The organism is Cryobacterium sp. TMT2-4 (assembly GCF_004402575.1).
GTDB lineage: Bacteria > Actinomycetota > Actinomycetes > Actinomycetales > Microbacteriaceae > Cryobacterium > Cryobacterium sandaracinum.
On the sequence record NZ_SOGE01000037.1, the window covers coordinates 1 to 24,589 of the forward strand.

21 protein-coding genes and 1 pseudogene are annotated in these 24,589 nt (G+C 68.8%); 11 read left to right on the plus strand and 11 right to left on the minus strand.

The features are described from left to right. Window positions 1–426 precede the first annotated feature (426 nt). The gene (locus tag E3O54_RS12775) at window positions 427–1,965 is read right to left on the minus strand and encodes a DUF222 domain-containing protein (RefSeq protein ID WP_166805256.1); all 1,539 of its coding nucleotides are present in this window, start codon (window positions 1,963–1,965) and stop codon (window positions 427–429) included. Between the two features lie 2,073 nt (window positions 1,966–4,038). Continuing rightward, window positions 4,039–4,221, minus strand: a pseudogene (locus E3O54_RS12795) (alpha/beta hydrolase); the annotation flags it as partial. A gap of 133 nt (window positions 4,222–4,354) precedes the next feature. Here E3O54_RS12795 and E3O54_RS12800 point away from each other — a divergent pair. Beyond that, a complete protein-coding gene (locus E3O54_RS12800; protein WP_134401740.1) occupies window positions 4,355–4,708 on the plus strand; it encodes a hypothetical protein in 354 nt (117 codons plus the stop codon). A gap of 60 nt (window positions 4,709–4,768) precedes the next feature. Here E3O54_RS12800 and E3O54_RS12805 read toward each other — a convergent pair whose 3' ends face one another. The 6 genes from E3O54_RS12805 to E3O54_RS12830 all read right to left on the minus strand — a co-directional run bounded on the left by E3O54_RS12805 (window position 4,769) and on the right by E3O54_RS12830 (window position 9,773). Further along, window positions 4,769–5,125, minus strand: a complete 357-nt coding sequence (locus E3O54_RS12805; RefSeq protein WP_347232367.1) for a GntR family transcriptional regulator — start codon at window positions 5,123–5,125, stop codon at window positions 4,769–4,771. Next, entirely contained in the window at window positions 5,122–6,069 is a 948-nt protein-coding gene (locus E3O54_RS12810) for a hypothetical protein (protein ID WP_134401741.1), read from the minus strand. The genes E3O54_RS12805 and E3O54_RS12810 overlap by 4 nt, the downstream gene beginning before the upstream one ends. A 372-nt stretch (window positions 6,070–6,441) precedes the next feature. Then, the gene (locus E3O54_RS12815) at window positions 6,442–6,885 is read right to left on the minus strand and encodes a DUF1294 domain-containing protein (RefSeq protein ID WP_104099680.1); all 444 of its coding nucleotides are present in this window, start codon (window positions 6,883–6,885) and stop codon (window positions 6,442–6,444) included. Window positions 6,886–6,908: 23 nt separating this feature from the next. Further along, window positions 6,909–8,240, minus strand: a complete 1,332-nt coding sequence (locus E3O54_RS12820; RefSeq protein ID WP_134343245.1) for a M20/M25/M40 family metallo-hydrolase — start codon at window positions 8,238–8,240, stop codon at window positions 6,909–6,911. A gap of 76 nt (window positions 8,241–8,316) precedes the next feature. Further along, on the minus strand, window positions 8,317–8,889 hold the full coding sequence (locus tag E3O54_RS12825) for a GNAT family N-acetyltransferase (protein ID WP_104099679.1): 573 nt from the start codon (window positions 8,887–8,889) through the stop codon (window positions 8,317–8,319). Between the two features lie 35 nt (window positions 8,890–8,924). Continuing rightward, window positions 8,925–9,773, minus strand: a complete 849-nt coding sequence (locus E3O54_RS12830; RefSeq protein ID WP_134401742.1) for an aldo/keto reductase — start codon at window positions 9,771–9,773, stop codon at window positions 8,925–8,927. 333 nt (window positions 9,774–10,106) lie between these two features. Here E3O54_RS12830 and E3O54_RS12835 point away from each other — a divergent pair, with 333 nt between their 5' ends. The 9 genes from E3O54_RS12835 (at window position 10,107) to E3O54_RS12880 (ending at window position 19,613) form a co-directional block, all read left to right on the plus strand. Next, window positions 10,107–12,173: a TPM domain-containing protein gene (locus E3O54_RS12835; protein ID WP_134401743.1), complete on the plus strand. Its 2,067-nt coding sequence runs from the start codon at window positions 10,107–10,109 to the stop codon at window positions 12,171–12,173. Window positions 12,174–12,333: 160 nt separating this feature from the next. Continuing rightward, a complete protein-coding gene (locus E3O54_RS12845; protein ID WP_134401745.1) occupies window positions 12,334–13,065 on the plus strand; it encodes a PspA/IM30 family protein in 732 nt (243 codons plus the stop codon). Window positions 13,066–13,132: 67 nt separating this feature from the next. Next, window positions 13,133–13,780, plus strand: coding sequence for an NADPH-dependent F420 reductase (locus E3O54_RS12850; protein WP_134343250.1), 648 nt, complete (start codon window positions 13,133–13,135; stop codon window positions 13,778–13,780). A 73-nt stretch (window positions 13,781–13,853) separates the two neighbouring features. Further along, window positions 13,854–14,699, plus strand: a complete 846-nt coding sequence (locus E3O54_RS12855) for an arginase family protein (RefSeq protein WP_104099674.1) — start codon at window positions 13,854–13,856, stop codon at window positions 14,697–14,699. A 44-nt stretch (window positions 14,700–14,743) separates the two neighbouring features. Then, on the plus strand, window positions 14,744–15,550 hold the full coding sequence (locus E3O54_RS12860; protein ID WP_233191189.1) for a crotonase/enoyl-CoA hydratase family protein: 807 nt from the start codon (window positions 14,744–14,746) through the stop codon (window positions 15,548–15,550). Window positions 15,551–15,617: 67 nt separating this feature from the next. Further along, on the plus strand, window positions 15,618–17,090 hold the full coding sequence (locus E3O54_RS12865) for an NAD(P)/FAD-dependent oxidoreductase (protein WP_104099673.1): 1,473 nt from the start codon (window positions 15,618–15,620) through the stop codon (window positions 17,088–17,090). A gap of 149 nt (window positions 17,091–17,239) precedes the next feature. Further along, the gene (locus E3O54_RS12870) at window positions 17,240–17,599 is read left to right on the plus strand and encodes a Fe-S oxidoreductase (protein ID WP_174720223.1); all 360 of its coding nucleotides are present in this window, start codon (window positions 17,240–17,242) and stop codon (window positions 17,597–17,599) included. A 15-nt stretch (window positions 17,600–17,614) separates the two neighbouring features. Further along, complete coding sequence (locus tag E3O54_RS12875) at window positions 17,615–18,457, plus strand: SDR family NAD(P)-dependent oxidoreductase (RefSeq protein ID WP_104099671.1); 843 nt, start codon at window positions 17,615–17,617, stop codon at window positions 18,455–18,457. 736 nt (window positions 18,458–19,193) lie between these two features. Further along, window positions 19,194–19,613 (plus strand): DUF302 domain-containing protein, encoded by a 420-nt coding sequence (locus tag E3O54_RS12880; RefSeq protein WP_104099150.1) that lies wholly within the window; start codon window positions 19,194–19,196, stop codon window positions 19,611–19,613. 155 nt (window positions 19,614–19,768) lie between these two features. Here the strand turns inward: E3O54_RS12880 and E3O54_RS12885 are convergent, their stop codons facing one another. The 3 genes from E3O54_RS12885 to E3O54_RS12895 form a co-directional block, all read right to left on the minus strand. Then, on the minus strand, window positions 19,769–21,265 hold the full coding sequence (locus tag E3O54_RS12885) for a catalase (RefSeq protein ID WP_134401746.1): 1,497 nt from the start codon (window positions 21,263–21,265) through the stop codon (window positions 19,769–19,771). Then, window positions 21,262–21,762 carry a Fur family transcriptional regulator gene (locus tag E3O54_RS12890; RefSeq protein WP_134401747.1) on the minus strand — a complete coding sequence of 167 codons (501 nt, stop codon included), beginning with the start codon at window positions 21,760–21,762 and terminating at the stop codon, window positions 21,262–21,264. The genes E3O54_RS12885 and E3O54_RS12890 overlap by 4 nt, the downstream gene beginning before the upstream one ends. 91 nt (window positions 21,763–21,853) lie before the next feature. Beyond that, window positions 21,854–22,378 carry a MarR family winged helix-turn-helix transcriptional regulator gene (locus E3O54_RS12895; protein WP_166790019.1) on the minus strand — a complete coding sequence of 175 codons (525 nt, stop codon included), beginning with the start codon at window positions 22,376–22,378 and terminating at the stop codon, window positions 21,854–21,856. Window positions 22,379–22,439: 61 nt separating this feature from the next. Here E3O54_RS12895 and E3O54_RS12900 point away from each other — a divergent pair, with 61 nt between their 5' ends. Further along, window positions 22,440–24,506, plus strand: coding sequence for an MMPL family transporter (locus E3O54_RS12900; protein ID WP_134401748.1), 2,067 nt, complete (start codon window positions 22,440–22,442; stop codon window positions 24,504–24,506). Window positions 24,507–24,589 lie beyond the last annotated feature (83 nt).

The following is a 24,589-nucleotide window of genomic DNA, read 5'->3' on the forward strand; positions in this document are numbered from 1 at the left end:
CGACGCCCTCATCGCCCTCGCCATGCTCAGCCTCGGCGGCCACAAACCCGCACTCCCCGGCCGGGATTAACCCACAGAAGCAGCAGGAGAGCCGAGATTCTGGTCTGAAACCACATTTTTGGGTTTCCTGGGGCAGTTTCGGGCAGAATCTCCGTCGAATTCGTTCGGGAGAGAGTTGCTGCTCAGCCAGTGACGAGAAGACACGGGAGTCCCGGAACGCTCGCTCGGGAACCACGGACCGCTCCCTGAGAAGTCGCGGAACCCACGCTCATCCCGCGTCGCGGTCGATCGCCTGTGCCGGTTTGGGAGCAACTGCCCCGCCCCTTGACCCGCCCCTGCCCGCGACGCGGGTCGAGCCCGTCGAGACCCGGTCAGGAACCCACTCGAGGTTCCCGCGACGCGGATCGAGCCCGTCGAGACCAAGCGCTACAGCGCTGCCCTCTTGCTCGGCAACGCCACCAGCGTCTGCTTGGGGTCTACCTCGATCGGTGGCCTAAGCCAGTACTGCGTTCCGGTGCGGCTGATCGTCCAGTGCTGGTTGTGCAGCAGCAGATGGTGGGGATGGCAGAGGAGTACCCCGTCGGCAAGGTCCGTACATCCGTTGTTTTTGAGCCACTCGTTGATGTGATGCGCTTCTGCCCACGCTGGCGGTTTCTCACAGTCGATCCAGAGGCATCCGCCGTCGCGTACTGCCATTGCGGCGCGCTGTTTCTCGGTGAAGAGTCGTTCGTCGCGGCCGACGTTGATGATCTGGCCGTTGTCGTCGAATTTGATGCCGCGGGTGCCGGTGTCGCAGAGCAGCCGGTCGATGGTTTCCTGCGAGATGGGGACCGGGTTGCCCTCGAGCTGCCCATGAGCGGCCCCTTCGGCGGGTTCGACGGGTTCGACGGGTTCGACGGGCCCAGATTCGCCCGTTTCAGTCTGGACGGTCGTCGGCGCCGGCCCGGTCTGGCCCGGCTGCCCGGTCTCACCGGTCTGACCGGCCTGGCCACCTTTCAGCGCCTTCTCGGTCACGATCACGCGCACCGAGGGTCGGCGTCCGCCGAAGACCCGGCCCGGGTCGGCTTCGCCGGCGATTTTGAGCAGCTGCACGAGGGAGTCCGCGGCGATCTGTTCGGTCGTGCGGAGGTCGTCTTGCATCTTCTTTGCCCAGGCTGCCCGCTCTGCGTCCACGAATCGCACCCCGCCGCGGCGCGGGCCCGTGATCGAGTCGAAGGTGGAGAGCACGAACTCGCCGTCTTCGGGCGCGAACAGCCCGCTGAGTCGTACGGTGCCGTTGCCCAGCCGGTAGACCCGCAGGTAGCGGTCGTCGTGGGCCTGCTTCTCGCGGGCGGCAATGCCGGCCTCATCGAGCCGGTCGCGCATCCGTCTCGCCTGCTTGAACACCTGATCGGCATTCAGCGACGACACCTCCGCCAGGAGCGCTTCCAGCGCCACCGCGAGCTTCTCGGCGGTGACCGAGGCATCGATTTGGCCGAGCCCCGCGCGGATCGACTCGGCCGCGTCAACCGAGAGCGTGCCGGCGGTGACGGCCCGGGCGATCGGTGCCTGCCAGGGCACCTTCGCCTCGACCTCGGCGACCTCGGCGGCATCCGCGTCGGGCGTCGAGAGCGCCGCCTCGACGAGCCTGTCGGCCGCCTCGGCATCGGCCATCATGGTGCCGACTGCGACCAGCTTGTAGGCGTCGCCCTTCGACGAGCCGGTCGAGTTCTGAATCAGGGCCACCGGGGAGAGATACCCCTGCTGCGCCGCCAAACCCGAGTGCCCGAGCTCCGGTCGGGAACGCTCGGCGATGGTCGCCGCCATCCAGGCGGCATAGGTATCGACGAGACGGCGGATCGAAGCGATTCGCTTCTGACCGGCCAACACCTCGGCATCAGGAAGGGCCGAAAAGTCAGCGCATGACGAGCCCAGCAGGGCCACGGCATCGGCCGCCTGCCTGAGGTCTTCCGCGAGGTTGGTCATGTTACGAGGATACCTCATTGCGTACACATAGTCGAGTGTTCGTCAGATGGTTGCGGATTTTTGGAGGTTGAGATTCGAAGTTCTGTTCATCGACCTTGGACGCATCGCTTCGGGTCTCGCCCAGCTCGACCACCGGGTCGAAAGCCCTCTGAGGCTGGGCGGCCGCACCGTTGCCCCCGGGAACAGGCGGGCCTACCATGTGTCGCAGCCCCACTTCGGGGACCGCGCGTCGTTGCCGTGCCTCGGCGGGTTGCCGCACACAGGTCTCGGGCATTGCTCCGGATGTCCGCGTCCTGCACATCACAGGACGGGACTGACCATGAGCACGTATCTATTTGGAGCGAACTACGTGGGCGAGGGCATCAGGGGCCTCATGCGCGAAGGCGGCACCGGCCGTCGGGAGGCGCTGGTCGCAGCCCTCAAATCGGTGGGTGGGTCGGTCGGTCGGTCGGTCGGTCGGTCGAGAGTTTCTACTACGCCTTCGGGGAGACCGGCGTTCTGGGGGTCATCGAGGTTCCGGAGCCGTTCGACGCCGCCAAGAAAACGCCGGCGTATCGGGCTCCCGGCCAGTAGGTCTGCAGCGGTGTTCTTCCGCTCTAGCGGCGCATCCATGGGCACTCGGATGCGGTGACGCCCCGAGCCGGATGGCCATCGGCTGACACCTACTCCAGCCAGTTGCCCGGAACGACGACGACCAGTCTGCAACGCGGACATCGGTGACAGGACTCGAGCCCCTGAGCGGTGTCCACACCGTCGGGGGTCATTTCGGCCCCGCACGCCGGACACACCGGGCCGTCACCGTCGAAAGCGAACTCTTCCATTACTCCAGTCTGCGGCGTCCGTGCGGGCCGGTGCCGCGGCAACCGTCTCGCGCGCATCGTGCGCCGTTGCGCGCGTGGCACGCAACGGGCGCAGCGGCGCAGTTCCGGCGCGACGCCGATTGGCGGCGACGCGGACGGGGAATCGGCACGCGACGCGGAAAGGGAAGCAGTGCGGGGAACGACCGGGCACTGTGCCATGCTGACCGAATCGACGATCGGGGGCTCTCAGTGGTGCGTGACCACGGCTCCGAAGACGCGTACTCGCTGGCCCAGCGCGATCCGGCCTACCTCGCAGCGGTTCGGGTCGCTTACTCGGGAGAGAAGAACGTGCTCAACGCCCTGTGGTGGGCGACTCACCCCGCCGAGGCGGCACCGGATGGCTCACCGTCCCCGGCAAACCAGCTGCGCGACCTCCAGAAGCGCGTCTTCTCGGCGAACGGCGACTTCGTCGGCGATCCGAAGGCCACCGCCGCGCTGCGGGAGCTGCAGGCCACGGTGGCCGCCGACCGTGCCGCGATCGCCGCCGCGATCCGTGCGGCCGAATTCGAGGTCAACACCCAGCCGCCCCCCCCCCCCCNCCCCCCCCCCCCCCCCCCCGGTGAGTCGACGGCACCGAGGAAGACTGGTCCCCGGACGATGCACGAGGGGACGTCCGAGGGTTCGCTTCAACCGTTTTTCGAGGAGGTACTCGACGAGACTGCGCTGCCCGCCGGGGGACGCGACGGCAACGCCCTCCTGGTTCTCAGCATCCTTGTCGCACCGGGCGTCGGTTTCGTCGTCGGCACTCAAACGAATGCCTCGCTCGTCACCGCATCGCCTTCTGCGGATCCCGTGAACGCGGAGGACACCTGCGGCCAAGTGAGTGACGTTGTGACGCTGATGCACAATGCGTACGGTTCGCTGCTCGCAAAGCCCTCAACCCAGCAGGATTTCGCGGGTGCCGCACGGCTCGTTGCGCGGCTGAGCACCCGCGTGGACACCGTGCCCGGCTCCGCGGTGGCGGACCAGGTGGAGGCCCTGAAGGGCCTGCTGCCGTCGTCGGCCAGCGAGCAGATCGATCCGCTGTCGACAGAGTGGGGGCAGGCTCTGGCCCGTGTCAGCGCGGCCTGCAGCGCTGCCGGGTTCGACATCAGCGTGGACGCCTGGATTGGCGGCTGACGGCACCGGCCCGGTCGGGAGCGCGATTTCTCGGATGCATGGACCTTCGGTTTGATGAGCTGGACTTTCCGTCTTGGCCGCCCGCTCCGCGCGATCAGGCGGAGCGCTCTGCGCCCGCCAGAATCGCGGTGCCGAGCTCGGCCGGCCTGGTGAACTGGAGCCAGTGCCCGGTGGGCAGGTCCACGTACTCGACGTCGTGCAGGCGGGCCAGCTCCGCCACAAACGGATACCCGGCGGCGATCCACTCGGTGAGCAGCGCGGACGGGATCTCGCAGGAGCGGTGCGGCGGCATGGGCTGCCGCGGGTCATCCGGTGTGCCCGCAGCACTAACCTCGGAGATTTTCGCGACACGCCGCTCATGGCCCCCGAACCGGCGTTTCCCGAAAATCTCCGCGATTACGTGACGACGGATGCCTGTCAGCGAGCCCTCGTTCCACGAGCGCTCGCACGGCGAATCCTTCCTTCACCTCGTCGCGGCACGGTCCCGCTACCCGGGCTTGTGGATCCTCGACGAGCCGGAGTCGGCCCTCTCCTCCACCGGTTCTCTCGCCCTGATCCGCCACCAGCAGGACATCCTGGACGCGGGCGGATCCCAGGTCATCCTCTTGACGCACTCCCCGATCCTGGCGTCGCTCCCGGGCGCCGCCATCTACGAGGTCGGGCCCTGGGGTTACCGCCCGTGCGCCTGGGAAGACCTTGACCTGGTGCGCGACTGGCGCTCCTTCCTGGAGGCCCCGGAGCGCTACCTGCGGCACCTGTTCTGACCCGGGGCAACCGATGCCCACCGGCCGCGACCGGCACCCGATCTCACCAACGGCCGGGCCTCAGTTCTGCAGGAACGTGGTGACGTACGCCACCGTGTCGGCCGGGCTGACCCCCAGCTCCCGCAGCCGTTCGACATAGGTCTTTGCCGCGCCGAGCGCCTGCTGTTCGACCGAGTCCGGTGCGGCCTTGACGAAGGAACCGGCCCTGCCGCGGGTCTCGATGAACCCCCCCGCCTCGAGTTCCTTGTAGGCACGCGCCACGGTGTTCGGCGCGAGCACCAGGTCAGCGGCGAGCCTGCGCACCGTGGGCAGGCGTGTTCCCGCGACCATGGCCCCGCTCCGGATGTGCGCAATGACCTGCACGCGCAGCTGGTCGAACGGCGGTGTCGCCGAGCGCGGGTCGATGCGGAGAATCACTGCGGGCCGACCGGGCGCGAACCGGCATCCGCGTGGAGGGTTCGCCGAAAGTGACGCCGTGACGAGGTGAGAACGGATGCGGCGGCACCCGCGCCCAGCACGACCAGCCCGAACAGGTTGAACGCCTCCACGGAGGCTACGCCGCCACCGATTCCCGGTCGCACCGCCATCGCGATCTCCTGAAGGCCGAAGAAGACACCAAAAGCACCGAGGAGGAACGCGGCGGCGACCAGATCCAGGATCGCGGCCGAGCGCATCGCATCGTCCCAGGCCAGCTCCTGCTCCGACGCCATGGTCTGGGGACGCGCGACGACGATGCGACCGCCGATTTCGAAGGCCGCGAGCACCGCCACGGCCAGCCCGGCCACGACGACCGCCACGCTGAAGGACTGCGGGAAGACTGAGAGCTGCAGCTTCCAAAAAACAGGCAGCAGTACCAGCACACCGACGACCGCCAGATTGAGGAATACGGTGCCACGAACGCCGACGCGTTCCCACCGCGGAACGTAATCGGCCAAGCGGGTGCGCCGCCCATGGGCAACCCGCTCACCCTCACCGGTCCTCGCCACCTCGCCGGCCACGGCTGCGATCGCGCCACCCAGCACCCCGACGATCACGAAACCGCCAAGCAGGAACACGGTGGCCGGACCACTGCGGTCCGCCCCGATGAAGTACACGAGGAAAATCGAGACGATCACGCCGAGGAATCCGCCGCCGGAGAAGCCCCGCACTCTCCGCACCTGGGCCGCCAAGACCATCGGATGCGAGGCGTGCGGCAGGCCGAGCCCGGCGACCGTTGACGCGTGGGCGACGAGCCGACGCTGCACGGCGGGAACATGGGTCAAGACCCACAGCAGCACGCACGACCCCACGAGCAGACCGGCTACCGTCCACGTGGACACGGCGACGTGGAAGATCATGTTGGACCAGACGTCACCGAGCATCAGATCCCCTTTTTGTGTTCTTAGTTTTGTATCACCTTATCAATACAAGCATAAATACACAACAGGGATCCCGGCGTGCTGCCGTTCTATCGCCGCGCCATATGAGCTCGGAGCTCGACCTACGTCCACGGTCACCTCGCGGATCGTGCCGGTGAACCAGTACGGTCTCGGGTATGCCGGCGTCACCGGGGAATCCGGGTCGGCGATCCCTTGCCCGCCTTCAGGTCGGGCGGTCCGGTCGGCAGGATGTCAGGGCAGGAGACGGTATAGAGTTCGCCCACCACGGAATTGTGCACGAAATACGTCGCCGTCCTCGACATCGAACGAGTAACCCGCGGCCGGGCACGCGCCCCCGGCTCGGCTCGGCTCGGTTCAGCGGGCCAGCATATCCGGCAGCAGCGGCGAGAAGATCACGACGAAAGCCAGCACATTCAGGGCCACCGTGCCCCAGAACGCCTGCCGAAAACCGGCCTTCTTGGTTTTGTGCCGCAGCACCTGCTGCGCCACGATCGCGCCCGGCCAGCCGCCGGCGAATCCGAGCAGCAGCAGGGTGTTCTCCGGCACCCGCCAGCGCGCAGCGACCGCTGCGGTCTTGTCCATGGCGTAGGCGACGAAGCAGGCGAGGCTGACGGCCAGGTAGAACGCGGCCACCCAGATCGAGACCGGTCGGTAGGCGTCGACGACGAGGTAGATCGACGTGAAGGCGACGATGGCGAGGTAGGCGACGGCTCCCGAACCGGTGCGGGCGGGCATCCGTCGCCGCGTGCCGGTCTGCCTCGTGCGTGGGGACTGCCGCCTGGGCTTGGTCTGTCTCATCTGTGTCTCCTCGCGGCAGCAGCTCAGTCGAGGAAGTCGCGAACGACGGTGTCGAGGGCCGCGACCGTCAACGCGATCGAGCCGATGTCGATGCGCTCGTCGTTGCCGTGGAACAGCTGCCGGAAGGTGCCGTAGTCCCAGTGCCGGCCGAGCAGCGCGAAACCGTAGGCAGGGACGCCGCGGCGGCGGTAGAACCGCGCATCGGAGCCGCCGACGCTGAGCACCGGGAGCAGGTCGGCGTCGGGGTAGGCCCGGCGCACGGCCTTGCCGAGCGAGTGGAACAGCGGCGTGTCGACCGCGGACCGGGTGGCCGCGGCGAATTCGTCGCCCTCGATCGTGACCTCGTCGGCCAGGTCGCCGAGCGCCTCCCGCAGGTAGGCGTCGACGTCGGCGGCTGACAGGTCGGGCAGCACCCGGATATCGAGGGTGATCGTGGCGAGCGCGGGGATGACGTTGTCCTTCACCCCGGCCCGCACGATGTTGGGCGAGATGGTGGTGTGGGTGGATGCGTGCGCGAACCCGGCCAGGCTGCCGAGCTCGTTCAGGGCGCCGTCGATCCGGTGCGGGTCGAGCAGGCGCGCGGCAAGGTCGGGTTCCAGGTCGAGGGCCTGCACATATCGGCGCCAGTCGGCGGTGATCTGCACCGGGGCGCGGTAGCGGGCCAGGCGCCCCACGGCATCCGCCGCGATCACCGCGGCGTTGCGCGCGCCCCACGGGGCCGACCCATGGCCGGGGGTGCCGCGCACGGAAAGGCGCCGCCCGGCGATACCTTTTTCGCCGACGGCCGTCGAGATCAGCGGCCGCGGCCCGACCATGGCCCCGCCGGACTCGGTGAGCACGGCGTCCGCGTCGATCAGATCGAGCCGGTGCTCGGTGAGCCATTCCACGCCGAAGTGGCTGCCGTCTTCCTCGTCGGCAACCGCGGCGAAGATGAGGTCGCCACGCGGCCGGAACGGTCCGGTCGCAATGGCCCGGGTGACGACCGCGTAACTGGCGGTCAGGTAGAGCATGTCGAGGGCGCCGCGTCCCCAGATCTCGCCGTCGATGATCTCGGCGCCGAAGGGGTCGCGGCTCCAGCCGCCGTCGTCGACCGGCACCACGTCGAGGTGGCCGACCAGGGCGAGCGTGGGCGCCGTGGGATCGGTGCCCCGGATTCGAGCGATCAGGGAGGCGCGGCCCGGATGCGGTTCCACCACCTCGAGGTCGAGTCCCGACCCGGCGAAGAACCCTTCGAGCGTACGCACGCTGCGAATCTCGCCGCCCGAATCGGGGGTGCCGTCGTTGACGCAGGCGTTGCGGATGAGGTCGCGCAGCAGGTCCACCGTCTGGCGGGTCAGGGCTTCATGGTCGCTCATGCGCACGCTGGACGGAGATGGTGCGCGACAGTCGATTCCATGGTGGCGGCCAGTCCTTTTGTAAAGTGCCTGAACTCTACCGGGTGAGATCGGCCGCGGCGCACGCCTGGGCGGCGGCCGCCCGGGAAACCGCGTAGCGGATGTGAACCCGGAGCGGTGAGCCGACGGGAATTTTCGGATGCTGGAACTCGGCGGTCGCGGTCATCCCGAGTCGTTCCATCACGGCCCGCGACGGTTCGTTGATGACCGCCGTGATCGCCTGCACCTGTTCGAGATCGAGCCGCCCAAAAGCGACATCGAGGGCCGCCCGGGCGGCTTCGGTGGCGTAGCCCTGGCCCCAGAAGGAGCGGGCCAGCCGCCAGCCGACCTCGAGCCCGCCGGGTCCGGGGATGAACGCGGGCACGGGAGCGAGCCCGGTGAAGCCGATGAAGTCACCCGTCGACTGTTTCTCGAGCGCCCAGAGTCCGTAGCCGTGCGTCTCGAAGAGCCGGTCGGCCCGGCCGGCGAGCTCGTCGCTCTGGGTCCGGGTCAGCCGAGACGGGAAGTACCGCATCACCTCCGGGTCCTCCCCCATCGCGGCGAACGGCGCCAGGTCTGACTCACGCCAACGGCGCAGCAGGAGGCGGGCGGTGCGGGTCTCGAGCGGCATCCGTCCAGACTAGTGACCCGGACCCCTGCGGGTGGTCAGGGAATCCAGTTGAACTGGTCCGGGTCGGGGCCGGTGCGCTTGTCGCGGTTCAACGCTGTGATCGCAGCCAGGTCGTCGGCAGTCAATTCGAAGTCGAAGAGCGCGAAGTTCTCCTCGACCCGGCTGCGGGTGACGGACTTCGGGAACACGATGTCGCCACGCTGCAGGTGCCAGCGCAGGGTGACCTGAGCGGCAGAGCGGCCCAGGCGGCCGGCGATGGCCGTGATCACGGGGTCGCCGAGCACCCTGCCCTGTGCGATGGGCGACCATGCTTCGGTCACGATGCCGTGCTGCGTGTTGAACGCGCGCACGTTGTCCTGGGTCAGGTACGGGTGCACCTCGATCTGGTTGATGGCCGGCACTGTGCCGGTCTCGTCGAGGAGACGCCGCAGGTGCTGCGGCTGGAAGTTGGAGACGCCGATGGTCTTCACCCGCCCGGAGGCGTACATCTCCTCCAACGCCTTCCAGGTCTCGACGAAGTCTCCGACGGCCGGCAGCGGCCAGTGGATCAGGAAGAGGTCGAGGTAGTCGAAGCCGAGGGTCTCGAGCGTCTGCTCGAAGGCGGCCAGGGCATCAGTTCGGGAGTGGAAGCCGTTGTTGAGCTTGCTCGTGACGAAGACGTCAGTCCGATCCAGGCCGGATTCGCGCACGGCCTCGCCGACGCCCTGCTCGTTGCCGTACATCTCGGCGGTGTCGATGTGGCGGTAGCCCACCTCGAGGGCGGCGAGCGTCGACCGCCTGGTGTCGGCCGGCTCAATCTGGTACACGCCGAACCCGAGCTGCGGGATCGTCTCTCCGTTGTTGAGGGTGATGCGGGGAATGGATGTCGTCGGTGCTGCGGTCATGTCGTAGAGCTCCTTTTGTCGACGAGGCGCACGGAGAAGACTGCGCGCCCCACCCTGACCTAAACGGCGCACGGTGAAGCGAATTCCCGTTCAGGGCCGATCGACAGGCTCGAGACCCGGCGGGCGCCGGCGAGGTGCTCGACGACCTCGACCTGACCATCAGGGGTGTCGTCGATGATCTGCAGCCCGCGGCAGATGCCCAGCCAGCCAGCCGGCCGCCGTGACAGTGGGCAACAGTGATACTCCTGCCTGGGCGGTGGACGGGCCTGTGTCGCCGTCCTATGCTCGATCTGGGAACGCCCGAGTGTCGATGGTGGTGTGAGGATGGGGTCCATGCGGTCACGGTGGTTGATTCCGGTCGCGGTTGCGGCGGTTCTGAGCTTTGCGATGTCCAGCGCGTCGGCGCCCACGGCGGCTTGGGCGCAAAACCCGGTCGACTTCGGCGCCAGCCACATCGTCGACACGGTCGACGCCGTCACCGCCCGCGCCGACGAGGTCACGGCCGCGTTCGACGAGCTCTATTCCGAGACCGGAGCCGACCTCTTCGTGGCCTATGTCGACAGTTTCACAGGGGTCGAGGACCGCGAGCAGTGGGCCGACCAGACGGCTGACAACAACGGCCTCGGCACCAACGACGTGCTGCTGGCTGTAGCGACGGATGACCGCCAGTACCAACTTTCCGTGGCCCCCGACTCCGCCCTGACGGATGCCCAGCTCCAGGAGATCGAGACCGTCGCCATCGAGCCGGCTCTGCGCCAGAACGACTGGGCCGGCGCCGCGATCGCCGCAGCCGAGGGTTTCTCCGCGGCTCTGCGGGGCGAGCCGGTCTCGGCCGGCGAGATCACCCCCGGGGACGAAAGCCCCGGCGGCGGTGCCGGCGGGTTTCTCATCGTCGTGTTCGTGATCATCGCCGTGCTGGTGCTTCTGGTCGCCGGAGCGGTCATCCTGCTCGCCCGACGCGGGCGGGGGCGTGCCCTGCCAGCCGGAGCCGGAGCGCCGACCGGGCTACAGTCCCTGCCGACGCCCGAGCTCAAGCGGCGCGCCTCGAGTACCCTCGTGCAGACCGACGACGCGATCCGTTCCAGTGAGCAGGAGCTCGGCTTCGCGATCGCCCAGTACGGCACGGAGGTCACCACCGCCTTCCGGGCCGCGCTCGAAACGGCGCAGAAGCAGCTCAGCCAGGCGTTCACCCTGCAGCAGAAGCTCGACGACGCCGAACCCGACTCCGAAGAGCAGGCGCGCGCCTGGCACGCGGCGATCATCGACCTCTGCAGCCAGGCCAACCTCACCCTCGATGCGCAGGCCGACGACTTCGACGAACTGCGCCAGCTGGAGAAGAACGCGCCTGAGGTCGCCGCTGCCGTGTCCCAGGGCGCCGAGGCCGTGCGGGCCCGGCTCGCCGGCAGCGAGGAGAGCCTGGCGGCCCTGGCCGCCCGGTACACCGACGTGGCGCTCGGCACGGTTGCCGACAACCCGGCCGAGGCCCGCGAGCGTCTCGCCTTCACGGAGACCGCTCTGGCCCGGGCCACCACCCGGCTGGGTGCCGGCGATACGGCGGCCGCGGCCGTGGACATCCGTGCGGCCGAGGTATCGGTCGACCAGGCGCGGTTGCTCCTGGACGCCCTGGACCGCCTGGGCACCGACCTCGCCGGCGCGACCCGGCAGATGGCGGCCACGGTCGCCGAGCTGCAGACCGATCTGGTGACCGCGCGCGGCCTGCCCACGTCGACCGAGGCCGCCGCCGCGTTGCCGGGAGTGATCAGCCAGACCGAACAGACCCTCGCCGAGGTGCGCGCTCGCTCCGCGGCCGGCCGGATCAACCCGCTCGAGGTGATGGCGATGCTCGACGCCGCCAACACCGCGATGGATGCCGCGCTGCAGGGCGTGCGGGACGCCGAGGCGCACGTCCAGCGCGCCCGGGCCACCCTCAACCAGAACCTGCTCGCCGCGCGCGGGCAGGTGTCGGCCGCGGAAGACTTCATCAGCACCCGGCGCGGGGCGGTGGGCGCGGAGGCGCGCACCCGGGTCGCCGAGGCCGGCAGGGTTCTCGTGGAGGCCGAATCGCTGGCCGCCACCGACCCGGGTGCCGCTCTCGCCGCCTCGCAACGGGCCAACTCCCTGGCCGCGGCCGCCATCGCCGGCGCCCGGAACGACGTCGACGGGTTCGCCGGCCAGGTTCCGGGCGGCCACGGTCCCGGCTACCGAGCCGGCGGTAGCGGCGGGAACGGGGTCATGGGGGCCGTGCTCGGCGGCATCCTGATCAACACAATCCTCTCCGGCGGCGGGGGTGGCATGTTCAGTGGCGGCGGCGGCGGCCGGCGCGGCGGCGGCTTCGGCATGCCCGGCGGCTTCGGCGGTGCCGGTTCCCGCTCACGCCGGGGCGGGGGCGGGCGGTTCTAGAAACCGGCGCCGTCGCAGCCGTCGCAGCCGTCGCGGCCGTTTCAGCCGTTTCAGCCGTCGCAGCCGTCGCAGCCTGCACGGCGGTCCACACGTCTTGACCAGCACAAACCGACACACTGGAGGTCAGCCGATGCTCCGGAACTCGAAAGGACACCGCACAATGACGAAACAGTCCATCTTTGGCCGTATCTCCCAGTTGGCGAAAGCGAACATCAACGCGCTTCTGGACTCCGCCGAGGACCCGCAGAAGATGCTCGACCAGATGGTTCGCGACTACACCAACAGCATCGCCGACGCGGAGAGCGCGATCGCCGAGACGATCGGCAATCTGCGCCTGCTCGAGGACGACTACCGGGAAGACGTCGAGGCCGCGACCGAGTGGGGTGGCAAGGCCCTGGCCGCGAGCCGCAAGGCCGACCAGCTGCGCACCGCCGGAAACGCGGCCGACGCCGACCGTTTCGACAACCTCGCCAAGGTCGCCCTCGGCCGTCAGATGCAGTCGGAGAAAGAGGCGAAGCTGGCCGAGCCTCAGATTGCCTCGCAGACGGCCGTCGTGGTCCAGCTCAAGGACGGCCTCAACAAGATGAAGGAGAAGCTGAACCAGCTCTCCGCCAAGCGCAGCGAACTGATCGCCCGGTCGAAGACCGCCGAGGCGCAGACCAAGGTGATGGATGCCGTCAAGAGCATCGACCTGATGGACCCCACCAGCGAGGTCAGCCGCTTCGAGGACAAGATCCGCCGCGAGGAGGCCCGCGTTCGGGGCGCCAGCGAGCTGGCCGCGTCGAGCCTGGACGCCCAGTTCGAGAGCCTCGAGGACCTCGGCGAGCTCACCGAGGTCGACGCCCGCCTCGCCGCGCTCAAATCCGGCGGCGCCGGCTCCATCACGCAATAGCCCTCAGCCTCCAGCGCAACCGGGCGCCGACGGGAACATCCCGTCGGCGCCCGGCGTTGTCCCTAGCATGACAACTCTCGGAATCATCGGCGCCGGCAACATCGGCAGTCAGCTCGCACGACTCGGCGTGGCCAACGGATACGACGTGGTCGTGAGCAATTCGCGCGGCCCTGAAACCCTCACTGATCTGATCGGCGAGCTCGGCCCGCACTCCCGCGCCGCGACCCCCGCCGAGGCCGCCGCGGCCGGCGACCTCGTGGTCGTGACCATCCCGCTGAACCAGATCCACACCCTGCCCACGACGGAGCTGGCCGGCAAGCTCGTGATCGATACGAACAACTACTACCCGCAGCGCGACGGCGACATCGCCGCACTCGACGACGAGAGCACCACCACGGCCGAGCTGCTCCGCGATCGCCTGCCGGAGTCCACGATCGTGAAGGCGTTCAACCACATCTATGCCGCCGATCTCACCGAGCACGGTCAGCCGGCCGGGTCCGTCAACCGGCGCGCCCTGGTCATCGCCAGCGACGACGCCTCCGCCGCCGCTACCGTGACCGCACTGCTGGACCGCTTCGGCTACGACACCGTCAACGTCGGCGCGCTCAGCGAGGGCTGGCGCATCCAGCGGGACACCCCCGGCTACGGCCCGCGCTTGAACGCGGCCGAGTTGCGGGACGCGACGGACGCCGCTGCGCGCTACCGCGACCAATAGGCGCTGCACGTAGATCGGCCCGATCCAGCACGAAAATCCCGCGCGCGAGGAAGCTCTGGGAGCATACTGAAGTATGGCTCCCTCCTTCGTTGTCGTGCCACAGTGGCAGGGTTCGGTTTCTCCGCGCGCGATGCGCCTGAGTGACGGGGCGGAGGCGATCCGAGGTGATCTTCCCTACTCCGTCACCCGTGAAGTGCCGGTGCCGGTCGAGGCCGGCGATTCTCTCGACACCGGCATCGACCGCTTCTCCACCCTGATGATGGTGCGCGAACGCCTCACGGCTGCACTGCACGGCGGCGCTGGCCCGGTGGTCACGATCGGCGGCGACAACGGGGTGTCCCTGGCGGCCGTCGAGCATGCGTCGCGGCAGCATCCTGATGACCTGGCCGTGGTCTGGCTCGACGCCCACCCCGACCTGCACACCCCCGACACCTCACCGTCCGGAGGTTTCACGGGGATGGTGCTGCGCGCCATCACCGGCGAGGGTGCCGACGGCCTGACCCTCGACCCGGGTGAGCGCGTTCCTCTGGAACGCGTCGTGATCGGCGGCGCGCGCGCCATCGACCCGGCCGAGGACGCCCTGATCCAGGACCGCGGAATAGTGAGTCTTCCGGTCGAGGACCTCGACCCTCCCGACGCGCTCGTCGCGGCCCTGCGCGCCACGGGCGTGGGCACCTTCTACCTACACCTCGACCTGGACGTGCTCGACCCGTCGGCGCTGGCCGGCCTGGCCGACCTCTACCCGTTCGGGCTGAGCGTCGACACCCTGAACCGGCTGATCACCGCCCTGCGCGCCGAATTCGAACTGGCCGGCGCCACCATCGCCGGCTTCGCCCCGGCCTCGCCGGAGGCCGCCACCGACGACCTGCCGAGCATCCTGCGCATCATCGGCGCGCTGACCCGACCTGCTCAGCCATAGCATGGGACCGACGCGCCAGCGTCACGAGGCCAAGGGAGGCATCCGTGAACGAGCAGCACTCCGTTTCCGATCCGTCGAGGATCATCACCGAGAGGCGCGGGCACGTGCTGCTGATCGGGTTCAACCGTCCGGAGAAGCGCAACGCCGCCGATCTGGCGCTGCTGACGCAGTTGGCCCTCGCCTACGGTGAACTCGACCGCGACCCTGAGCTGCGGGTCGGCCTCGTCTACGCGGTCGGCGACCACTTCACCGCCGGCCTCGACCTGGCCGACATCGGCCCCCGGCTTGGCCCCGACGGCCTCGACATGGTGCCGCCCGGCGGCATCCATCCGTGGCAGGTCGACGGGCCAAGCGTGTCCAAGCCCGTGGTGATGGCCGTGCAGGGCACCTGCCTCACCCTCGGCATCGAGCTGATGCTCGCGAGCGACATCTCCGTGGCGTCAGAGTCCACCCGCTTCGGCCAGATCGAGGTGGCGCGCGGCATCCTGCCGTTCGGCGGCGCGACCATCCGCTTCCCGCGCGCGGCCGGCTGGGGCAACGCCATGCGCTGGATGCTCACCGGCGACATGTTCGACGCCCGCGAGGCCCACCGCATCGGGCTCGTGCAGGAGGTCGTGCCGGACGGCACCCAGTTCGAGCGCGCGCTGGAATTGGCCGAGCGGATCGCCGCCCAGGCCCCGCTGGCCGTGCAGGCCACGCTGGCCAACGCCCGCACGGCCGCGCGGGAGGGTGCCGCGGCCGCCGAGGCGGGGCTGCAGCCGGCCCTGGCCCGCCTGGCCGCGACCGAAGATTCCCGCATCGGCATGGAGGCATTCGTCAGCCGCCGGCCGGCTACTTTCGTGGGTCGTTAGGCTGGCATCACCACCTCATCGGAACTACAGCACCACACATCTGCACCACTGACCAAAGGAGAGACGGATGTCTGCCGCCGCCAGCACCACCCCACCTGACCCTTCCGCCACGAGCTACGACGTCATCGTGATCGGCGCCGGCGCGGCGGGTGAGAACGTCGCCGACCGCACGACGCAGGCAGGCCTCCGCACCGTGATCGTCGAGGCCGAGCTGGTCGGCGGCGAGTGCTCCTACTGGGCCTGCATGCCGTCGAAGGCGCTCCTGCGCAGCGGAGCGGCCCTCGACGCAGCCCGGCGCGTCGGCGGTGCGGCCGAGGCCGTGACCGGCGACCTGGACATCGCGGCCGTTCTGCGCCGCCGCGACTCCTTCACGAGCAATTGGTCCGACGAGGGCCAGGTGCGCTGGCTGGAGAAGACCGGGATCACCCTGGTGCGCGGCCACGCCCGCCTCACCGGCGTGCGGGAAGTGACCGTGACCGCTGACGACGGCACCACGACCGTACTGGTCGCGGCGCACGCCGTGGTCGTCAGCACCGGGTCGGCGGCGCTGCTGCCCGATATTCCCGGTTTGGCAGCCGTGTCGCCGTGGACCAGCCGCGAGGCCACCAGTGCCCCCGGAATCCCGGACAGTCTGGCGATCATCGGCGGCGGCGTGGTCGCCGCCGAGATGGCCACCGCCTACGCCGGGCTCGGCGCCGAGGTCACGATGATCGTTCGGAGCGATTTGCTCGGCGGTCAGGAGCCCTTCGCCGGTGAACTCGTGCTCGCGGCCCTCCGCGGGGCGGGCGTCACCGTGCTGACCGGGGTGTCGACCACCGGGGCGGCCCGCACCGCCGACGGCGATGTGACACTCACCCTCTCCAACGGCAGCGGGGTCACCGCGACCGAGGTACTCGTGGCCACCGGCCGGGTTCCCCGCAGCGCGGATGTCGGGCTCGAGACCGTGGGCCTCACACCGGGCGACTGGCTCGAGGTCGACGACACCCTGCTGGTGCGGGGCACCGCGCCGGACCTGACCGGGGACTGGCTGTATGCCGTCGGCGACATCAACCACCGGGCCCTCCTCACCCACCAGGGCAAGTACCAGGCCCGCGCGGCCGGTGACGTGATCGCGGCCCGGGCCGCCGGCACGCCCGTCGACGACGCCCCGTGGGGATCGCACGTCGCCACAGCCGACCATGCCGCCGTGCCGCAGGTCACCTTCACCGACCCCGAAGTGGCATCTGTGGGACTGACCCAGGCTGCTGCCGAGAAGGCCGGGTTCCGCACCCGGGTACTGGACTACAACTTGGGCCAGGTGGCCGGGGCATCCGTGCACGCCGACGGCTACACCGGGTCGGCGCGCGCGATCGTGGACCTCGACCGTGAGGTTCTGATCGGGGTCACCTTCGTGGGGCCGGATGTCGCGGAGCTGCTGCACGCGGCGACCATCGCCGTGGTCGGCGAGGTGCCGATCCGCAGGCTGTGGCACGCGGTGCCGAGCTACCCCACCCTGAGCGAGGTCTGGCTGCGGCTGCTCGAGGAGTACGGTCGCCCGTAGCCGCGCTTTCGCCCTCGCGGCGCACCCGGTGGAGGCTGGCGCACTTTGCAACCCGCGCCACCTTCCACCACCTGCCCCGCGCCACCTCCGCAGTGAATCGATCATGGGAAACCCAGGCTTCTATCGTGGGGGCCACCTACGCTGGAAGAGTGCGCCGCATCTTCTTCGACTCCCCCATCAGCCGGGCCGGCTACCTCTACGCCACCACGGTCGGCGTGATCTGGGGTTCCATCTGGAGCACGGGCAAGGTCGAGCGCCGAGGCGGCCTCATCGTTTTTCGCGGCATGCCCTCCTGGGCATTCGGACGCGGCGGAGCCTGTGTCGGCGGCTGCTACCTGACCAACCAGAACGTGTCGATGGCCATCCTCGAACACGAGGCCGTGCACAAACATCAGTGGCAGCGCTTCGGGATGGTTTTCCCGCTGCTCTACCTGGCGGCCGGCCGCAATCCGCTGCAGAACCGCTTCGAGATCGAGGCCGGCCTCAAAAAGGGCGGCTATGTCAAATAACCCGGAGGACCCAGAATGACCGCACGCACCATCGTGATCACCGGCGCCAGCGACGGGATCGGCGCCGCCGCCGCCCGCGCCCTCAGCCAGTCCGGCGACCGAGTCGTGATCGTGGGCCGCTCGCCAGCCAAGACCGCCGCTGTCGCCGAGGCACTGGGTGCCGACTTCCTCGTGGCCGATTTCGCCTGCCTCGACGAGGTGCGCACCCTTGCCGCCGAGCTGCAGGAGCACTATCCGCGCATCGACGTGCTCGCCAACAACGCCGGCGGCATCATGGGCGACCGCGTAACCACCGTTGACGGCTATGAGAAGACCTTCCAGGTCAACCACCTGGCTCCCTTTCTGCTCACCACGCTGTTGATGGACCGGCTCGTCGCCAGTCGGGCCCGGGTGATCAACACGTCCAGCGCCGCCAACCAGCTCTTCGGCAAGATCGACCTCGACGATCTGCAGGGCGAGACGAAGTATTCCGCGAACAAGGCGTACGGCGACGGCAAGCTCGCGAACATCCTCTTCACCAGGGAACTCCACCGCCGCTACAGCGACGAGGGACTCACCACTGCAGCCTTCCACCCCGGCGTGGTGGCAACGAGCTTCTCCACCGGGTCGACGACCCTCATGCGCCTCATTTACCAGACTCCGCTCAAACGCCTGCTGCTCGGCGCTGAACAGGGAGCCGACACCCTGGTCTGGCTGGCCACCGCGACGCCGGGCACCGACTGGGCATCGGGCGAGTACTACGAGAAACGCCGCATCCAGAAGGCGAACAAGCAGGCCTACGACTCTCAGCTGGCCGCCGCCCTCTGGGAGCAGAGTTCCGCGCTGGTCGCCGCGCACTCGGCGCCTCTGGCCTCCTAGCCGGATCCTCCTAGCCGGAGCCTCCTGGACGAGGCTTCCGGTGTCGAACGAATTCGACGGAGATTTTGCTTCGAAACGGCTTTCTCGCGCTGTTTTGGGCCGATTCGGCCAAAATTCTCCGTCGATTTCGTTCGGGGTTCGGGTCGCGGTGCGGAACTCCAAACGGGAGAAACTCCGGCTGCGCACCGAGCTCGCCACGGCTCCGGTCGATGGGCCTTGCCGCCCTGCGTCCTGCCTCCGCGGGTCAGGGCGGCCCAGCGCGCGCGTGTGGCCAACTCAGGACATCCGTCACCCTCAGTTACCAACCGGTGCGAAGCAGTGCAGGATCAGCACGGATGTCCGGAGGGCCCGGACGGATCTCCTGAGTTGGCCACACGACGAGCCGGACATGCCGCGGCACCTGTAGATTCGGGCGCCCACCCTGAGCTCCCTTATGGCCGAACCGGTGCAGCTCGGGGCCGGTGAAAGTGGACCGGGTGAATGGGGACGACAGCCGGAGCACGTGCGCAACCTTGACCGCGAATGGCCGGCAGCTCGCGCGGGGGCGGCTGGCGCCGGGCGCATCCGTCGAGGTGAGCATGTCCCACGTATGAAATGCCTGACCTAACGAGAATCCACCCGTTCACGGTGGCAGATCGGGCCGGTGGCGCGCATGATGGTCTGGGGGCGTCGCGGTCCCCAGTGAATGTCACCGAGTGAATGAACCGAGTGAATGTCACCCAAGTGGAGGAACAGCATGAGCTACGCACACACCGTCACGGTCAATGTCTCGTTCGACGAAGCGGTCCGGATGGCCCGGGAAGCACTGGCCGACCAGGGATTCGGCATACTGACCGAAATCGACATACAGTCCACCTTCGCCGCCAAGCTCGGCCAGGAGGCCGCCGACGCCGTCGGCGACTACCTGATTCTCGGTGCCTGCAATCCCGCCCTGGCCCAGCGGGCCGTAACCGCCGACCCGGGCATCGGCGCCCTGCTCCCCTGCAACGTGGTCGTGCGCCGCCACGCGGGGGCCGGTGAAACCACCGTGGAAGCCCTCGACCCGGCCATCATGGCGCAGCTCAGCACGAAACCGGAGATCGAGCAGGTCTCCATCGAAGCGGATGCCCGGCTGCGCGCAGCCCTCGCGGCCGTGCTCGCCGGCGCAACGCAGTAGCCAACGCGCAGCGCTGGATGCGCAGGTCCACCGGGCGCCGCGCTCCGCGCTCCGCTTGCCGCTGACTCAGCTCGCGAGCGCATCGACACGACAACGCCCGACCTCGAAAAGGCCGGGCGTTGTCGTGAACGGATTCTGCGGGTGCAGCGCTGCTGCTACGGGGCGGCGTACCCGGCTGCGGCCTCGGCCAGCAGGTCGGCCTCGGCCCAGGTCGCGAGGTTCGCGCGCAGCTTCACGCCGAGGTCGGCGTCGACGCTGGTCCAGTACGCGATAGCTCGCTCGGTCACTTCGGGACGTTCCACCCCGCTGATGGCACCGGTGATGGTGTCGAGGAAGCGCGCCTTGGCGTCATCGTCGTAGACCTCGCGGTACAGCGTCCCGGCCTGGCCGAAGTCGCTGTCCTCGCTGCGCAGCTGCGCGGCGGCGCGCACGAGTTCGCCGTCGTTCTCCCAGCTTCCGTCGGTTGCCGCCTGCGGGTCGGCCACCGGGCCGCCCAGCGAGTTCGGAGCGTAGTTCGGGACATCCGTCGCGTTGAAGTGATAGCGAGCGGCGCCATCCTGCGAGTAGTTGTTCACGGGAGCCTTCGCGGCGTTCACCGGCAGCTGGTTGAAGTTCGTGCCGACACGGTATCGCTGGGCGTCCGGGTAGGAGAAGATGCGCGCCATCAGCATCTTGTCAGGACTCGCCGCGATGCCGGGCACGAAGTTCGCCGGGGAGAACGCGGCCTGCTCGATCTCAGCGAAGAAGTTCTCCGGGTTGCGGTTCAGGGTGTGCGTGCCGACCTTGACCAGCGGGTAGTCTGCGTGCGGCCACACCTTGGTGATGTCGAACGGGTTGAACCGGTAGGCCTTGGCGTCGTCGTACGGCATGATCTGCACCGAGACGTCCCAAGACGGGAAGTTTCCGGCATCGATGGCGTCGAAGAGGTCGCGACGGTAGTAGTCGGCGTCGGCCCCCGCGATGAGCTCAGCCTCCGAGCCCTCCATCTCGATGTTGCCCTGGTTGGAGGTGAAGTGGTACTTGACCCAGAAGCGCTCACCGGCGGCGTTGATCCACTGGTAGGTGTGCGAGCCGAAGCCGGGCATCTCGCGCCAGGAGCGCGGCAGGCCGCGGTCGCCCATCAGGTAGGTCACCTGGTGCGCGGACTCCGGGGAGAGGGTCCAGAAGTCCCACTGCATGGTCGCGTCGCGCAGGCCGGAGCCTGGCAGGCGCTTCTGCGAGTGGATGAAGTCGGGGAACTTGATGCCGTCGCGGATGAAGAACACCGGTGTGTTGTTGCCGACGATGTCGTAGTTGCCCTCGGAGGTGTAGAACTTCACCGAGAAGCCGCGCACGTCGCGCCAGGTGTCGGGGCTGCCCTGCTCACCGGCAACGCTGGAGAAGCGCTGCAGCGTCTCGGTGGTCGTTCCGGGCGCGAAGACGGCGGCGCGGGTGTACGCGGAGACGTCTCCGGTCACCTCGAAGACGCCGTGCGCTCCGCCGCCCTTGGCGTGCACGATGCGCTCCGGAATGCGCTCGCGGTTGAACTGGGCGAGCTTCTCGACCAGGTAGACGTCGTGCAGGGCAGTGACTCCCTGGGTTCCAACGGTCAGGGAGTGCTCGTCGCTGACGACGGGCGTTCCCGTCTGCGTGGTGGTGGACTTGATTGTCATTGTGCTCCTTCGTTCGACAGCGGTGCAGGTGTGGAAAGCGCGGTAAGTGTGGCGGTCTGGCAGTCGGGGCAGAGGCCCCAGTAGGTGACCTCGGCGGTTTGCACGGTAAATCCGGAGGTGTTCGAGGGCGTCAGGCAGGGGGACTCACCCACGGCGCAGTCGACGTCGTGCACCGCGCTGCACCGGGTGCAGACGATGTGGTGGTGGTTGTCGCCGACCCGGCGTTCGAAGAGAGCCGGGGAGCCGGCCGGCTCGATCTTGCGGGCGATCCCCGCGCCGGTGAAGGCCGCGAGCACACCATATACCGCCTGCAGTGAGGTGCCCGGCAGCTCGGCTCGAACCGTGGCGTAGAGCCGCTCCGCGGTCGAGTGCGGGGCCTGGTCGAGAACACGCAGCACCGCCAAGCGGGGCCCGGTGACCTTGAGCCCAGACGCACGGATGCTGTCGGCGAGCAGACCGGAAGCCTCAACCGCCCGCACCCGCCCTGTTTCCGTCATGCGCCCCACGCTAACAGTTGTTTTGAATTACTCAAAACAATGGCGACCACCGGGCGTGGCGCACGCGGGCTGCTGGGCGCGGATCACCGGCTCAGGACGGCGAGCCGAGTGCCGATTGGTAAACGTCGACGACCCGGGCCAGGAAGGCCTCGATGACCTCTCGTTCCTCATCAGAGAGATCCTGGGTGAGCGCCGCCACTCCCCCGATCACCGGAAGCAGTTGCTGGAACGCCCGCGAAACCGACTCCTGAGCCGGCACCACGACCACCTTGCGCCGATCCGACGAGTGCGGATGGCGCTGGGCGTGACCGAGGGCCACGAGCCGGTCGACCACGAGAGTGGTTGCCGCCGTGGAGATGTCCAGGCAGCGGGACAGCTCGCCCGGGGTCAGCGACCCCTCCCGGATCAGGTGCTCCATCGCGGACAGGTCGGTGGCGTTCACCTCGAGCGCCTGCCCGACCTGGCGCTCGAAGGCGCGGGACAGGTGCACGATGTCGTGCAGCTGGAACCCGATCCGGTCCGAAACCGGCAGACTGGAATCCCGACTTTCGCCGCTCCCCGGCGCGCCGACGACCCCGGCCGCGGAGCCGGGAGCGAACTTGCGACGCTCTTCCATAGGAGCCATACTATTACGAAGATTGCTAGGACGCCTAGCAATCAGGCTTCTTGGAGGAATTTTGCTCGCGATTCAGCGGATCATCACCGGTCGACGCACGGCCTGGATCGTACTGATCGCGACGATTGTCGCCGTCGGTCTGCTCTTCTCCCTCCTCCCCTCCGACGATTCCGAGGAGTTTCCCACCTCCGGGCTGCCCACATCCAGCCAGGCCGCACAGGTCGACGCTCTCCTCGCCGAGTTCCCCTCCGCCGAGCAGACCTCCGCGATCGTGGTCTGGACCCGGGAGGGTGCCGACCTGACCCGGGCCGACATCGCAGCCATCGCCGAACGCGGCACCGCCCTCGCCGAGCAGTCGATCGTGCCGCAGGCCACCATGCCGCGGTTCAGCGATGACGGGCAGGCCGCGATCAGCATCGTTCCGCTGGACGCGGACGAGGCCGATGCCGACATCGGCGGGGCGGCCACCGGCATCCGTGACGCCGCGTCCGACGCACTGCCGAGCGGTCTGAACGCCTTTGTCACCGGCGCCGTCGGCTTTCAGTCCGACATCACCAACGCCTTCGCCGGTGCCGACTTCCGGCTGCTGCTCGTCACCGTGATCGTCGTCGCCGTGCTTCTGATCGTCACCTACCGCAGTCCCGTGCTCTGGATCGTTCCGCTCGTCGTCGTCGGCATCGCGGACGGCCTGTCCGGGGTCGTCGTCGGCGCCCTGGCCGAGCCGTTCGGCATCACCCTCGACCCCTCCGTCGCCGGCATCCAGTCCGTGCTGGTCTTCGGCGCTGGCACCAATTACGCCCTGCTGCTCGTGGCCCGCTATCGCGAGGAGTTACTCCGCACCGAGAACCGCAACGGCGCCATGCTGGCCGCGGTGCGCGGTGCCGGTCCGGCCATCGCCGCCAGTGGCGGCACGGTCGCGCTCAGCCTGCTCACCCTGCTGTTCGCCGAGCTGTCCGGCAACCGCGCGCTCGGTTTCGCCTGCGCTATCGGTGTCGTCATCGCCATCATCTTCGCGCTGGTCGTGCTGCCGGCTGCCCTTGTGGTCTGCGGCCGCGGCCTGTTCTGGCCGTTCATCCCCCGCTTCGTGCCGGGCGCCGGTGCCGAGCTGCGTCCCGGCTTCTGGACCCGCCTCGGTCGGGGCGTGCAGCGCCGTCCGATCGTGGTCACCGCGGCATCCGTCGCCGCGATCGGCGCCCTCAGCCTGGGCCTGATCGGCGCCTCCGTAGGGCTGTCGCAGGCCGACCAGCTCCTCGGCAAGCCCGAATCGGTGCAGGCGCAGGCCATCGTGAAGGAATCCTTCTCGGCCGGCTTGACCAGCCAGACCATCGTGCTGGTACCGGATGCCGCGGCCGCCGAGGCCACGACGCTTGCCACCGACACGCCCGGCGTCGAGTCCGTGCTGCCCGGCGAGAGCGCGAACGGCCTGACCCGGCTGAACCTCTCCCTGTCCAGCGAGCCGGGCAGCGACGAAACCTTCTCCGTCATCGACACACTGCGCGGCACCTATGCCGACACCTCGGGCGACGTGTCCGAGGCGCTGGTCGGCGGCAGTGACGCCACGGCGTTCGACAACAAGACGAGCGCCCAGGCCGACCAGGCCCTGATCATCCCGATGATCCTGGCGATCGTGTTCGCCATCCTCGCCCTGCTCCTGCGCTCCCTGGTGGCACCCGTTCTGCTGATCCTCAGCGTACTGGCGACGTACTTCGCCAGCCTCGGTGCCTCCAACTGGATCTTCCAGAACCTGATGGGCTTCCCCGCCTTCAACACCAACGTGGTGCTGTTCGCGTTCCTCTTCCTGGTGGCCCTCGGGGTGGACTACAACATCTTCCTCACCACCCGAGCCCGGGAAGAGAGCATCCGGTTCGGCACGAAGGAGGGCATGGTGCGCGCCCTGTCGTCGACGGGCGCGGTCATCACGAGCGCCGGCATCCTGATCGCGGCGGTCTTCGCCGTGCTGGGCGTGCTGCCAGTCGTGGCTCTCACCCAGATCGGCGTCATCGTCTGCATCGGCGTACTGCTCGACACGCTCGTGGTGCGCACCCTCGTGGTGCCGGCGCTGGTGTTCCTCACCGGCGACAGGTTCTGGTGGCCGTCCCGTCCGGCCGCAAAGGCCCCGCTGGTCTAGCGCACCGCGGGCGAGGATCCGTGTCGAACCCCGAACGAATTCGACGGAGATTTTGCTCTAGACCGCGTGTTCAGGCTCAAAAA